This is a genomic window from Streptomyces ziwulingensis (genome assembly GCF_039542605.1).
GTDB lineage: Bacteria > Actinomycetota > Actinomycetes > Streptomycetales > Streptomycetaceae > Streptomyces > Streptomyces ziwulingensis.
In genome coordinates this window covers 29,125-42,342 of record NZ_BAABIG010000070.1, presented here as the reverse complement: position 1 = coordinate 42,342, position 13,218 = coordinate 29,125, and the positions used below count along the sequence as shown (strand labels likewise).

Genomic DNA, 13,218 nt, shown 5'->3' with positions numbered 1-13,218 from the left:
AGTGTTCGAGCGCCCCCTTTATCACACGGTGCCCGGGAGAGGAATGTAGCGCACCGGAGAGGCGGCGTGTTGACTCGGTTCCCATTTGTTAAGAGGTCATCACCTTCTCGTCACCGTCCGGAATCCATCCATCGGCCGGTCTGTCCAGCCATCCCTCCGCCGCCGCGAGCCGCGCGGCGGCCCGGCGCAGGGCGGGGAACGCGGGGTGCACCAGCCCCTTTCGCCAGACCAGTGACACCGGCGAGAGCGGGACCGGGTCGACCAGCGGACGCACCACCGTCGAGGACATGGCCGGAAAGTCCACCACGGCGAGCACCGGCGTCCCGGTCCTCCCGATAAGACGTTCGAACTCCTCGTCCCCGACGGCGAGCGGCGCCGGCGGCGCCACCTCGATGCCGCGCCCCTCGAACAGGCGGCGGCCGAGATCGGTCCACTCCGGCGTGCGGTCGTTGCCCGCCCCGGCGTACACGGTCTCGCCCGCGAGCGCCCCCAGCGGCACCTCCGCCAGCCCGGCCAGCGGATGCGCCTCGGGCAGGACCACGGCCATCCGCTCGTACCGTACGGGCTGCTGGTCCAGGCCCGCCCGCAGCGCCGGCGGCAGGCCCGCGAACCGTCCGAAGGAGGCGTCCAGCCGGCCGCCGAGCAGTTCGGACGCCGCCCAGGTCAGACCGCTCTCGAAGCGGGCCATCAGCTCCAGTTCGGGGGCGAGGGCGCGGGCCGCGCGCAGTACCCGGCGGCCGGTGGACAGGCCCGGGGAGTTGAGGTCCACCAGCAGGGGGCGGGCCTGCCCGAAGGCGGCGAGCAGGTCGTCCTGGGCCTGGAGGGCACGCCGGGCGTGGGGCAGCAGCCGCTCACCGTCGGCGGTCAGCGTCACCTGCCGGGTGGTCCGTACGAACAGGTCGGCGCCCAACTCCCGCTCCAGGCGCCGCACATCCCGGCTGAGCGCCTGCTGGGCGACGTAGAGACGGCTCGCGGCGCGGGTGAAGTGCAGTTCCTCGGCGACGGTGACGAAGGCACGCAGGAGGCGGGGGTCGAGGTGGCTCGGGCGGGCGGGCATCGGGCGAACTTACAACAGGGGTGCGTGAATGGGCGCGCGGAAGGTGTTGGACCGCCCGGCGGGACCCGGGCGACGGTGGGCACATGCCGCATCCGATGTCCCGTCAGCCGCCCGCACCGGCCGTGCTGCTGACCGTCACCGCCGACACGCTCGTCGCCGTGGACCTGCGTCCGCGTACCCGTCCACCCACCGCTCGACCCGCCGCTCCGCGCACCCCTCCGCCTCCCCGTCCACGCACCCGTCCGCGCACCCGTCCGCGTACCCCTCCGCGACAACGGCCGCCCGGCCCGTACCGGCGAATTCTCGCCGTACCCGGCGCCCGCGCCTTCACAGCCGGGAACCTCGTCGCGCGCCTTCCGCAGGGGATGTTCAGCGTCAGCGCGGTGATGATGATCGCCGCCACCCGGGGGTCGTACGCCCTGGCCGGCGCCGTCGTCGCGACGGGGCTGGCGGCGACCGCCCTGGTCGCCCCGCTGATCGCGCGGCTGGTCGACCGGCGCGGGCAGGCCCGGGTGGCGGTACCGGCCACGGTGACCGCGGTCCTCGGTTCGCTCGCCCTGCTGTGGTGCGTGCGGCGGGACGCCCCCGACTGGACGCTGTTCGCCGCGTACGCCGCCACCGCCACCACCCCCAACACCGGCGGTATGGCCCGCGCCCGCTGGTCGCGTCTGCTGAAGGGCGACGCCGCCGCCCTGCACACCGCCCACTCCTTCGAACAGGCCATGGACGAGCTGTGCTACCTGTTCGGCCCGGTGCTGGCGGCGTTCCTGTGCGGGACGGTCGCCCCGGAGGCGGGCACGCTCGTCGCGGCGGGGCTGCTGATGACCGGCATGCTGCTGTTCACCGCCCAGCGGGCCACCGAGCCGCCCGCCCGGCCCCGGTCGACCGCGCGGGCCCCGCTGCGCGCCCCCGGCATCCCCCCGCTGCTCGCCGTGTGCCTGGCGACGGGCGGGGTGTTCGGCGCGATGGAGGTCGTCACGATCGCCTTCGCCGACGCGCAGGGCCACCGCACGGCGGCCGGCGCGGTACTCGCCCTCCAGGCGGGCGGTTCCTGCGCGGCCGGTCTGCTGTACGGGGCGCTGAAGCCGTCCGGTCCGGACCGGACGCGGCTGGCCCGGTGCGTCGCGGCGATGGCGGCGCTGCTGACGCTGCCGCTGCTGGCGGCGGCCGGCCCGGGGTCGCTGCCGCTGCTGGCGGGCGCGCTGCTGCTGGCCGGGATGGCGACCGCGCCGACGATGGTCACCACGATGACGCTGGTCCAGCGGTACACCCCCGAGGACCGGCTGAACGAGGGGCATGACCCTGGCCGTGACCGGCCTGCTCGGCGGCATCGCCTGCGGCAGCGCGCTCGGCGGCTGGACGGTGGAACACCTCCCGGCGGCACTCGGCTACGCCGTACCGGTCGCCTTCGCCACGACAGCCCTGCTCCTGACCCTGACCCTGACCCCGACCCCGACCACGGTGGTCCGCTCCTCGCCGGCCGACTCTTCCGACCCGGGCGTCCGGGCATGACGAAGGCCCCGCCGCTCGGAAGCGACGGGGCCTGCGCCCACATGGGAACTGTGGAGATGGCGGGAATCGAACCCGCGTCCAACGGTGCGGAATCAGGGCTTCTCCGTGTGCAGTCCGCTTCGATTTTCTCAGCCCCGGAGATCACGCGGACAAGTCTCCGACGGGCTCAGTCACTGTTGGATTTCCCTCTTCACCCCGTGACCGGGATCAAGGTTTAGTCCCCTAGCTGATGCCAGGATCCGGGTCGGGAACAGCCCCGGGCTGACACTCCCTTAGTAGGAGGCTCGCTTCGCTACCTGAGATCAGGCAGCGAGGGCGAAGGCCTGCTGGGAGGAATCGCGCTTGGAATTGGCGATTATTTTTTTCGGCCTGTGGTTTACGAGATCATGGCCGCTTCCTCGACACGCTTCCCCTGCTTCGACATCCGCTGTCGAAACCGATCATCCCCATGTTGTTTTTTCAACCCCTCCGGAGAGGGAGCGCGCACCCGCTGTGAGGTGCGTTGCCATCGTACGTGACCAACGCAGGTCGGGGCCAGCCTATTCCCCGCGCCCCGCCCCCGCCCCGCCCCCGCCCGGCGTCAGGCCCGCTGCTTGCGCCGGATCGCGGACATGGTGCGCTCCGCCTCACGCCGGTCCTGGTGCTCGCGGAGGGTCTGCCGCTTGTCGTACTCCTTCTTGCCGCGCGCCAGCGCGATCTCGGCCTTGGCCCGGCCGTCCTTGAAGTACAGCGCGAGGGGCACGATCGTGTGGCCGGTCTCCTGGTTCTTGGCCTCCAGCTTGTCGATCTCCTCGCGGTGCAGGAGCAGCTTGCGCTTGCGGCGCGCGGAGTGGTTGGTCCAGCTCCCCTGGTGATACTCGGGGATGTGGGCGTTGTGCAGCCACGCCTCGCCCCCGTCGATCTGGACGAAGCCGTCGGTCAGCGAGGTCCGCCCCTCGCGCAGCGACTTGACCTCGGTGCCGGTGAGCACCAGCCCGGCCTCGAAGGTGTCGATGATCGCGTAGTCGTGCCGGGCCTTCTTGTTCTGGGCGACGATTTTGCGCTTGCCGCCCTTCTCGCCGTCCTGCGCCTTGGCCGCCCCGCCGCCCTGCTTGGCCTGGGACTCCTTGGGTACGTACATTCCCTTGTTCATAGTGCCGCCCATTTTCGCACTACGAAGCGGGTCCGCGGGAAGTCGATTACGACGCGCCGCGCGAGACCCCGGGGGCCCGGGAGGGGGCCGGCTACGCCCCCAGACCGCTGAGGACCGTCTCGGCGCGGTCCAGGGCCGCCGGACGCGCGGGGTCCACGTCCAGGTCGGGGGTGATGCCCCGGCCGTCGACGCCGCGGCCCGACGGGGTGCGGTAGTGGCCGACGGTCAGCTCGGCGACCGCGCCGCCGGGCAGCCGGCTGGGCATCTGCACCGACCCCTTGCCGAAGGTGCGCGAGCCCAGCACGACCGCGCGCCCGCGGTCCTGGAGCGCCCCGGTGAGGAGTTCGGCGGCGCTCATCGTGCCGCCGTCGACGAGTGTGACCAGCGGGCGGGTGGTGTCGCCGCCGTCCGGGGCGTGCAGGGCCCGCTGGTCGCCCTCGACGTCGTAGGTGGCGACGAGGCCGCCGTCGAGGAAGGCGGCGGCGGCGGTGACGGCCTCGCCGACCAGTCCCCCGGAGTTGCCGCGCAGGTCCAGGACGATGCCCGTGCGGCCCGGCGCGCGCCGTACGGCGGTGCGGACCTGGTCGCCGACGCCCTTGGTGAAGGAGGTGACCCGGACGACGGTGGCCCCGCCCGCGAGCCGGCGCACGGAGACGGGTTCGGTGCGCAGCCGGGCCCGGCGCACGGTCTCGGTCCACGCCCGGCCGCCCCGCTCCAGGCCGAGCCGGACGGCGGTGCCGGCGGGCGCGTCCTCGGCGTCGCCGCGCAGCAGGGAGACGACCTCGGTGACCGGGCGCCCGCCGACCGGCACCCCGTCGACGCTGCGCAGCCGGTCGCCCTCGCGAACCCCGGCGCCGGCCGCGGGCGACCCGGAACGCACCTTCGTCACCTCGATGGAACCGCCCCGCTCGCGCCGCGCCGACAGCCCGACGCCGGTGTACTGGCCGTCCAGGGCCTCCTCCAACTCCTCGTACTCGCCCGGGGAGTAGACGGCGGCCCAGCGGTCCCCGCTGCGGCTGACGGCCCGTTCGGCGGCCTCCTCGGGGGACTTGCCGTCGGCCAGCGCCTCGGCGGCCGCCCGCGCGACCTCGGTGTGGCTCCCGCTGGGGGCGGCCGGACGGGCCGCGTGAGGGGCCGTCTTCCGGTCGGCCTCGGGGAGCGAGCCGGTGGCCGCCCCGGCGACCAGAACACTGGCGAACACCAAGGTCAGGGCGGCCCCGCGGCGGACGCGGCGGGGCTGACAGAACAGGTCACGACCTGACATGCCGGTGAGTCTAGGACACGGCGAGAGGGCCGCACGGCGGCTTGCCCGTACGACCCTCTTGTCGTGTGTCACACCTTCAGGTACTTGCGCAGCGCGAAGAACGCGGCCAGCGCGGGCATCAGCAGGCTGGTGGCGAGGATGAGCGGAAGCTTCGTCAACACCGCGTCCCAGCCGATGAAGTTGATCAGATTCAGCTTCTCGGACAGGGCCAGGCCGTGGTCGATGATGAAGTACCGCGCGATCACCAGGAAGGCGCAGGCGACGCCGCCGCCGATGAGTCCGGCGACCGCCGCCTCCATGATGAACGGCGCCTGGATGTAGAAGCCGGAGGCGCCGACCAGGCGCATGATGCCGGTCTCGCGGCGCCGGCTGAAGGCGGAGACGCGCACGGTGTTGACGATCAGCATCAGCGCGACGACCAGCATCAGCGCCATGATCGCGCGGGCCGCCCAGTTCATGCCGTTGAGCAGCCCGAAGAGGTTGTCCAGGATGCCCTTCTGGTCCTGCACGGACTGCACACCGTCCCGCCCGTCGAAGGCGGTCGCGATGACCTGGTACTTCTCCGGGTCCTTCAGCTTGATCCGGTACGACTCCTGCATCTGGTCCGGCGTCAGGGAGCTGGCCAGCGGCGAGTCGCCGAACTGCTCCTTGTAGTGCTTGTACGCGTCGTCCTGCGACTCGTACGTCACGTCGTCCACGACCGCCATCTTGTCGAGGTCGGTGAGGATCTGCTTCTTCTGGTCGTCGGTCACCGCGCCCTTGGCGCAGTTGGGGTCGGACTCCGCGTCGCTCTTGTTGCAGAGGAAGACGGAGACGTTGACCTTGTCGTACCAGTAGCCCTTCATGGTGGTGACCTGGTCGCTCATCAGCAGCGAGCCGCCGAACAGGGCCAGGGACAGGGCTACGGAGACGATGACCGCGAAGGTCATGGTCAGGTTGCGGCGGAGACCGACACCGATCTCCGAGAGGACGAACTGGGCGCGCATGGCGTCTGGTCAAGCCTTTCCGTGGATACCGGGCGAGCGGCGGGTCTCAGTGCTGGTAGCCGTAGACACCGCGCGCCTGGTCGCGGACGAGGCGCCCCTTCTCCAGCTCGATGACGCGCTTGCGCATCTGGTCCACGATGTTCTGGTCGTGGGTCGCCATGATCACTGTGGTGCCCGTCCGGTTGATCCGGTCGAGCAGCTTCATGATGCCGACGGAGGTCTGCGGGTCGAGGTTGCCGGTGGGCTCGTCGGCGATCAGCAGCTTGGGGCGGTTGACGAAGGCGCGCGCGATGGCGACGCGCTGCTGCTCACCGCCGGACAGCTCACCCGGTCTGCGGTCCTCCTTGCCGCCGAGCCCGACGAGGTCGAGCACCTGCGGCACGGACTTGCGGATCTCACCGCGCGACTTGCCGATGACCTCCTGCGCGAAGGCGACGTTCTCGCCGACCGTCTTGTTGGGCAGCAGGCGGAAGTCCTGGAAGACCGTCCCGAGCTGGCGCCGCATCTGCGGCACCTTCCAGTTGGACAGCCGGGCGAGGTCCTTGCCGAGGACGTGCACCTGTCCGTGACTGCACCGCTCCTCACGGAGGACCAGCCGCAGGAAGGTGGACTTGCCGGAGCCGGAGGACCCCACGAGGAAGACGAACTCGCCCTTCTCGACCTCCAGGGAGATGTCCCTGAGGGCTGGGTGGTTCTGCTTCGGGTAGACCTTGGAGACGTTGTCGAATCGGATCACGGATGCACCACGGGTCGCCGGGGGTAGATGTGCGTGACCATACGCGAAGGGGACGGGCGCCCGCAGTCACCGGTCGGGGTTGCGCCATGGTTGCGCCTTATGTCCGTACACCCTGCCGGTACGGACCACGCGCAGCGACTCGCGGAACCTGGCACAGTGGAAGGGGAACGTTCGCGCACGCGCGGGCGTTGTGTACGTGGAACCGGTGCGAGGAGGGCGAGCGCATGACGTACGACCGGCTGGTGTGCGCGAACTGCGCGGCGCCCGTGAGCGAGGGCCGCTGTCCCGTCTGCCGGGCCAACCGCGAGCGGCTGCAGCAGGGGAACTTCTTCGCGGATCTCAACCCGGTGGCGCTGATCGCGCTGCTCGCGGTACTGGTGGCGGCCGTGGCCATGCTGGCCCACCAGACCGTCTGAGACCGGCAGCGATCGGCAGGGACCAGCAGGGACAACGGGCGAGAGGCCCGGAGCGTGGGACACGCTCCGGGCCTCTCGTCTGTGCCGTGGTCGTACGCGCGGGGCGTACGCGGGCGGTCGCGGTCAGGCCGCGGCGGCGCCCCGGCCGTTCATGAGGCGCGGCAGCACGCGGAAGCCGACGCCGCCGGCGATCATCGTGGCGGCACCGATGATCAGGAACGTGGTCTCCGCGGCACCGGTCTCGGCCAGCTCCTCGCCGCTGCCCTGGGCCGCGGTGTCGGCCGGCGAGTCGTCGCCGGTCTCGGTGAGGGCCGAGGAGCCCTGGTTCTGGGTGACGTTGTCGTTGCCACCGTCGGGGTTGGTGTTGCCGCCGGTGGAACCACCGGTGGCGTCCGAGCCGCCGGAACCGCCGGTGGAGCCGCCACCGCCGGTCGAGCCGCCACCGCTGGTGGAACCGCCGGAGGTGCTGCCACCGGTGGTGGTGTCGCCGGTCGAACCGCCGGACGTCGTGCCACCGCCGGACGTGCTGCCACCGCTGGTGGAGCCACCGGAGGTGCTGCCACCGGTGGTGGTGTCGCCGGTCGTGCCACCCGTCGTGGTGTCGCCCGTGGTACCACCGGTCGTGGTGTCGCCGGTCGTACCACCCGTCGTGGTGTCGCCGGTCGTACCACCGGACGTGGTGTCGCCCGTGGTACCACCGGTCGTGGTGTCGCCGGTCGTACCACCGGTCGTGGTGTCGCCGGTCGTACCACCCGTCGTGGTGTCGCCGGTCGTACCACCGGACGTGGTGTCGCCCGTGGTACCACCGGTCGTGGTGTCGCCGGTGGTGCCACCGGACGTGGTGTCGCCCGTGGAGCCGCCGGCCGCGCCCCCGTCGTCCTCGCAGGTCGGGTCGACCACGATGTCGCACGGGTCGGGCTCGCCCGTGAGGGTCACGCCGACATTGAAATCGAGTGCCGAGGCGGCACCCGCGGCGGTCAGCGAGGCTCCGGCCGCGATCACGGCACCGGCCGCTATCCGCGCGACACGGATCCGCGTCTTCTTCGTCATATGGTTGCTACCCCCAGTAGCTGAAATAGTCGATGCGGCCGCGCTCGGGGCCGTGATCGACGGGAGTAGCGCTTGGAAGTCCCCCGGTTCACATGCGCCCCAGGAATACGCATGCCGCGCCTCACCATTCCTATTTTTCATAGCAACGTCAAGGCCATTGCGTACGGGATGTCCCGGAACGGGGAGTATGGCCTGATACAAAGTATGTGAGCGTGCCGTAAAAACCGGACATACGACAACTGCCGCCCGGTGGACGGCAGTTGTCGTATCGACAAAGTTACTTCTCCTGCTGCTTGCGCCAGCGAATGCCGGCCTCCAGGAAGCCGTCGATCTCACCGTTGAAGACGGCCTCGGGGTTGCCCACCTCGTGGTCGGTGCGCAGGTCCTTGACCATCTGGTAGGGGTGCAGCACGTAGGAACGCATCTGGTTGCCCCAGGAGTTGCCGCCGTCGCCCTTGAGCGCGTCCATCTTGGCCTGCTCCTCCTGGCGGCGCCGCTCAAGGAGCTTGGCCTGGAGGACGTTCATCGCGGTCGCCTTGTTCTGGATCTGCGAGCGCTCGTTCTGGCAGGAGACGACGATGCCGGTGGGGAGGTGGGTGAGGCGCACCGCGGAGTCGGTGGTGTTCACGCCCTGGCCGCCGGGGCCGGAGGAGCGGTAGACGTCCACCCGCAGCTCGGACTCGTCGATCTCGATGTGGTCGGTCTGCTCGACCACGGGCAGGATCTCGACGCCCGCGAACGAGGTCTGCCGGCGTCCCTGGTTGTCGAAGGGCGAGATGCGCACCAGCCGGTGCGTGCCCTGCTCCACGGAGAGGTTGCCGTAGGCGTACGGCACCTGCACGGCGAAGGTGGTCGACTTGATGCCGGCCTCCTCCGCGTACGAGGTCTCGTAGATCTCCGTCTTGTAGCCGTGCTGCTCGGCCCAGCGCAGGTACATCCGCTGGAGCTTCTCGGCGAAGTCCGCGGCGTCCACGCCACCGGCCTCGGCGCGGATGTTGACCAGCGCCTCACGGGCGTCGTAGTCGCCCGAGAGCAGGGTGCGGACCTCCATCTCGGCCAGCGCCTTGCGCACCGACACCAGCTCCGCATCGGCCTCGGCGCGGGTGTCCGGGTCGTCCTCCTCCTCGGCCATCTCGAACAGCACACCGAGATCGTCGATCCGGCCGCGCAGGGCCTCGGCCTTGCGCACCTCGGCCTGGAGGTGGGACAGCTTGCTGGTGATCTTCTGCGCCTCGTCCGGGTTGTCCCACAGGGACGGCGCGGCCGCCTGCTCCTCGAGCACGGCGATGTCTGCCCTCAGCTTGTCGAGGTCCAGAACGGCCTCGATCGACTCCATGGTCGAGGAGAGGGACTTGAGCTCTTCGGAAACATCGACGACTGCCACGCCTCCAGCCTAACGGCTCCGCCAAGCGGTCCTCGCCGGACCGGGGCGCCGCGGCGGGTGGGCCTGCTCACCGCGGCGCCCCGCGGCCCGGCGCCGGGAGGGTCCGGCCTCAGGGGGAGGCGGGTGCCGAGTTCCGCGTGTCCTGGGGCTCCGCGCCCGGGTCGTCGCCGTCCGCGGCCAGCCAGGTGCCGACGCCGGCCGCCACCAGGACGAGGGCGCCCGCGCCCAGCGCGATCCGGCGCCGCCGGGTGGCCGCGCGGTTGCGGGCGGAGCCGGGGCGGGGGGCGCCGGCCGCGCGTGGCGCCCGCGCCGTGCCGAGGGCGCCGCCGGCCAGTTCGTCGGCGGCCGGGACCCGCATGGAGGTGTGGGTGTCGCGGTTGGAGTCGGCGGGTCTGGCGCCGGGAACGAGCGGAACCGCGCCGCGCCGGCGCACCGGGTCGCCCGCCGGGGCGGGCCCGGCGGGCGGCTCCTCGGCGCCGCCCCCGGTCTCCTCCGGCTGCTCGGCGCCGGGCTCGTCCACGTCGAGCGGCCCCATCCCGGCCAGCAGCGGCAGCAGCTCGCGCAGCCGGCCGCCCAGCTCGGAGGCGCGCAGCCGGGAGGCGGGCGCCTTGGCCAGGCACTGCACGAGGAGCTGCCACAGCTCGTCGGGGATGCCGGGGAGGGGGACGACGGTCTCCGTGACGTGGCGGCGCAGTACCGCCCCGGGGTGGCCGCCGCCGAACGGGGTGAAGCCCGCCAGCAGCTCGTACAGGACGGTGGCCAGGGCGTAGATGTCCACGGCGGCGCGCGGCGGCAGGCCCTCGACGATCTCCGGGGCGAGGTAGTCGGGGGTGCCGATGATCTTCGTGGCGCGGGTGCGGCGCGGGGTGTCGATGAGTTTGGCCACCCCGAAGTCGGTCAGCAGCGCGCGGTGCGAGCCGCCGGGGCCGAGCGGGCCCCGCATGTCGAGGAGGACGTTCTCCGGCTTGACGTCGCGGTGCACGACCCCGGCGGCGTGCGCGGCGGCCAGTCCGTCGGCGACGTCGGCGGTGATCGCCACCGCGGCCTCGGGCGACAGGCGCCGCTCACGGTCGAGCCGGGTGCGCAGGTCGGTGCCGCGGACCAGGTCCATGACGAGCGCCAGGTCGTTGCCGTCGACCACGAGGTCGCGCACGGAGACGACGTGGGGGTGTTCGAGACCGAGCAGGGCGGTGCGCTCCTGCACGAAGCGGCCGACCAGCTCCTGGTCGGACGCGAGGTCCTCGCGCAGCAGCTTGATCGCGACGGGTCCCTCGGGACCCTCGCCCAGCCACACCGTGCCGGCGCTGCCCCGCCCGAGGATCTGGTGGGCGGTGTACCGGCTGCCGATCTTCCGTGCCAAGACTGCTCCTACCGACGCGTGTTGCCGACGCTGCGCCGATCCGGGGGACGGCCCCCGGACCCCCGGCCGGCTGAGCCGGCCCTCGGTCGACAAAAGTACGCGCCGAAAGAGCCGGCCTTCACCACCGAGGCGGAAATCACCCGTCGGAAGTCGACAAATCCCCGGAGTCGCCGTGCGCGGCGGCCGTGCACGACGGCTCCGGGGAGGTCAGTTGCCGGCGCCGAGGTCCTCGATCCAGCCGGTGACGTCACCGACCCAGTCGGAGAGCTGATCCCAGTAGCCCTTGCCGGTGCCGATCCAGTCCTGGAGCGGGCTCAGCTCCCAGATCAGCCAGCCGGCCACGAAGAGGACGACCAGCGTGACCAGGCAGCCCTTGAGGCAGCCCAGGCCGGGGATGCGCACCGGGTTGGCGCTGCGCTGCCGCGGCGGCCGGGGCTCGCGCCGGGGGCGCTGCGGCTCGGGTGTCGGCGGCGGGGCGTACCGCTGCGGCTGGGGCTGCTGGGGCTGCGGGGTGGCGTACCGCCGCGGCTGGGGCTGCTGCTGTCGTTGCTGCTGCTGTTGCTGTCGCTGCTGTTGCTGCGGGTAGCCGTAGCCCTGCGGGGGCTGCTGGGGCGCCTGGCGGGGCTGCTGCTGCGGCCGGGAGACCTGGCGCTGGGGGCGGCGGCGCAGCGGGTCCTCGTTCGGGTCGAGGTACTGCACCTGCGTCTGCTCGTTGCGGTCGCGGGCGGCGCGGAGCTGGTTCTGCCAGGGGTGCGGGTCCTCGGGCCCCTGCCCCTGACCGGGCCCGCCGGGCTGTCCCGGCGGCACCGGCGGCATGACGGCGGTCGGGTCGGCCGCGCCCGCCCCCGTACTGGGCAGTACGGCGGTGGGATCGGCGGCGCCGGCCGGGCCGCCGGTGTGCGGCAGGACGCTGGTGGCGGCGTTCGGGTCGTAGGCGCCGTCCGGATTTTGCGGGAGCACCTGTGTGGCGTCGGCGGCGCCGGGCGTGCCGGGGACCGGCGCGGGGGCCGGGTCGGGGGCGAGCAGCACGCCGATGTGCTCGGCGGCGGCGATCTGCGCGGAGTTGGCGTGCACGCCGACGCCCTCGGCGACCACGCGCAGGGCGCGGGCGAGGTTCTCGGCGCTCGGGCGGGCGTCGGGGTTCTTGCTCAGGCAGCGCTCGATGACCGTCCACAGCGGGTCGGGGACGGTCGAGGGGCGGCGCGGCTCGGCGCTCAGGTGCTGGTGCAGCACCTCCAGAGCGGAGTTGCCGGAGAACGGCGGACGCCCGGTGACCAGCTCGTACAGCAGGATGCCGGCGCCGTAGATGTCGACGGCGGAGGTCTGCGGGCGGCCCTCGGCGGACTCCGGCGCGATGTACGCGGGGGTGCCGACGAACTCGTGGGTGCGGGTGAGGCCGGGCGAGTCGGCGAGGCGGGCGATGCCGAAGTCGGTGAGCATCGGGTGCATCTCGCCGCCGGTCTGCGCGAGCAGGACGTTGGCCGGCTTCAGGTCGCGGTGCACCACGCCGTCGGCGTGGCTGGCGGCGAGCGCGTCGGCGATCTGGGCGGTGAGCAGCGCCGCGGCGACGGGGCTGAACGGCCCGTTCTCGCGCAGGTAGCGGTGCAGGTCGGGGCCGTCGACGAGGTCCATGACCAGCGCCAGCAGATCGCCCTCGACGACCAGGTCGCGGACCCGGACGATGTTCGGGTGGGTCAGCCGCAGCAGGACGGAGCGCTCCCGCAGGAAGCGCATCACGATGTCCGGGTCGTTCGCGAGCTCCTCCTTGAGGACCTTGATCGCGACGGTCTCGCCGGGCTGTCCGGGCACGGCCGCCTCGGCGCCCGCGGTCTCCCGCTGGCTGGCCCGCCAGACGGTCCCCGTGGCACCGCGTCCCAGCGGCTCTTCGAGGAGGTACTTGCTGCCTACCGGCCGCACGTCATGCGCTCCTTGCTGCTTGCTGGGTTGCTTGCCGAGTTGCTTGTCGCCTGTTCCGACCCACTGTAGTGCCGGGGTGGTTCCGGTTCCGGAGCGGTTCCGGAACGCGTCCGAAGGAAAGACGCGGGACGCGGCGCTCCGGTTGCCGGGGGGTGAAGGCGACCGATCTTAAGAGGCGTTCAAACGATCATCTGGGCAGCACTGGTCAGGCATTTTTGAGGGCAGAGCCGACCAATCAAGATCATTTGACAGTGCGGGGCGGGCGCGTTGTCAGTGGCAGGTGCGAGGATGCGGGTCAGTACTGGCCGACGTGTTCGTGTGGCGGTGGGGGAAGTCCGTGGTGGGGGACCACGGGGCTGCTTCGTCCCCATCGGCCGCGCGGGCGCCCGCGCGAAGGGACCGCT

The 13,218-nt window shown here is 72.1% G+C and carries 10 protein-coding genes, 1 other RNA gene and 1 pseudogene; 2 read left to right on the top strand and 10 right to left on the bottom strand.

Features of this window, described 5'->3' with window-relative positions:
• Positions 1-88: 88 nt before the first annotated feature.
• Positions 89-1,057, bottom strand: coding sequence for a LysR family transcriptional regulator (locus ABEB00_RS28675; RefSeq protein WP_345623355.1), 969 nt, complete (start codon positions 1,055-1,057; stop codon positions 89-91).
• 83 nt (positions 1,058-1,140) lie between these two features.
• Between ABEB00_RS28675 and ABEB00_RS28670 the strand changes: the two are divergent.
• A pseudogene (locus ABEB00_RS28670) lies at positions 1,141-2,569 on the top strand (MFS transporter).
• A gap of 48 nt (positions 2,570-2,617) precedes the next feature.
• Here the strand turns inward: ABEB00_RS28670 and ssrA are convergent.
• The 5 genes from ssrA to ftsE form a co-directional block, all read right to left on the bottom strand.
• Positions 2,618-3,017: a transfer-messenger RNA gene (gene ssrA, locus ABEB00_RS28665) on the bottom strand.
• Positions 3,018-3,149: 132 nt separating this feature from the next.
• A complete protein-coding gene (gene smpB, locus ABEB00_RS28660; protein ID WP_345623354.1) occupies positions 3,150-3,689 on the bottom strand; it encodes an SsrA-binding protein SmpB in 540 nt (179 codons plus the stop codon).
• A gap of 103 nt (positions 3,690-3,792) precedes the next feature.
• On the bottom strand, positions 3,793-4,965 hold the full coding sequence (locus ABEB00_RS28655; RefSeq protein ID WP_345623353.1) for a S41 family peptidase: 1,173 nt from the start codon (positions 4,963-4,965) through the stop codon (positions 3,793-3,795).
• Positions 4,966-5,033: 68 nt separating this feature from the next.
• Positions 5,034-5,951, bottom strand: coding sequence for a permease-like cell division protein FtsX (gene ftsX / locus ABEB00_RS28650; protein ID WP_345623352.1), 918 nt, complete (start codon positions 5,949-5,951; stop codon positions 5,034-5,036).
• A 46-nt stretch (positions 5,952-5,997) separates the two neighbouring features.
• Positions 5,998-6,687, bottom strand: a complete 690-nt coding sequence (gene ftsE, locus ABEB00_RS28645; protein ID WP_345623351.1) for a cell division ATP-binding protein FtsE — start codon at positions 6,685-6,687, stop codon at positions 5,998-6,000.
• 224 nt (positions 6,688-6,911) lie between these two features.
• Here ftsE and ABEB00_RS28640 point away from each other — a divergent pair, with 224 nt between their 5' ends.
• On the top strand, positions 6,912-7,103 hold the full coding sequence (locus ABEB00_RS28640) for a hypothetical protein (RefSeq protein WP_345623350.1): 192 nt from the start codon (positions 6,912-6,914) through the stop codon (positions 7,101-7,103).
• Between the two features lie 123 nt (positions 7,104-7,226).
• Here ABEB00_RS28640 and ABEB00_RS28635 read toward each other — a convergent pair whose 3' ends face one another.
• The 4 genes from ABEB00_RS28635 to ABEB00_RS28620 form a co-directional block, all read right to left on the bottom strand.
• The gene (locus ABEB00_RS28635) at positions 7,227-8,153 is read right to left on the bottom strand and encodes a hypothetical protein (protein ID WP_345623349.1); all 927 of its coding nucleotides are present in this window, start codon (positions 8,151-8,153) and stop codon (positions 7,227-7,229) included.
• 277 nt (positions 8,154-8,430) lie between these two features.
• Positions 8,431-9,537, bottom strand: a complete 1,107-nt coding sequence (prfB, locus tag ABEB00_RS28630) for a peptide chain release factor 2 (protein WP_345623348.1) — start codon at positions 9,535-9,537, stop codon at positions 8,431-8,433.
• Between the two features lie 109 nt (positions 9,538-9,646).
• Positions 9,647-10,897, bottom strand: a complete 1,251-nt coding sequence (locus ABEB00_RS28625; protein ID WP_345623347.1) for a serine/threonine-protein kinase — start codon at positions 10,895-10,897, stop codon at positions 9,647-9,649.
• 207 nt (positions 10,898-11,104) lie between these two features.
• A complete protein-coding gene (locus ABEB00_RS28620) occupies positions 11,105-12,814 on the bottom strand; it encodes a serine/threonine-protein kinase (protein ID WP_345623346.1) in 1,710 nt (569 codons plus the stop codon).
• Positions 12,815-13,218 lie beyond the last annotated feature (404 nt).

Coding starts and splice junctions, on each gene's coding strand:
- ABEB00_RS28675 (WP_345623355.1), bottom strand. CDS start 1,057: ATGCCCGCCCGCCCGAGCCACCTCGACCCCCGCCTCCTGCGTGCCTTC.
- smpB (WP_345623354.1), bottom strand. CDS start 3,689: ATGTACGTACCCAAGGAGTCCCAGGCCAAGCAGGGCGGCGGGGCGGCC.
- ABEB00_RS28655 (WP_345623353.1), bottom strand. CDS start 4,965: ATGTCAGGTCGTGACCTGTTCTGTCAGCCCCGCCGCGTCCGCCGCGGG.
- ftsX (WP_345623352.1), bottom strand. CDS start 5,951: ATGCGCGCCCAGTTCGTCCTCTCGGAGATCGGTGTCGGTCTCCGCCGC.
- ABEB00_RS28640 (WP_345623350.1), top strand. CDS start 6,912: ATGACGTACGACCGGCTGGTGTGCGCGAACTGCGCGGCGCCCGTGAGC.
- ABEB00_RS28635 (WP_345623349.1), bottom strand. CDS start 8,153: ATGACGAAGAAGACGCGGATCCGTGTCGCGCGGATAGCGGCCGGTGCC.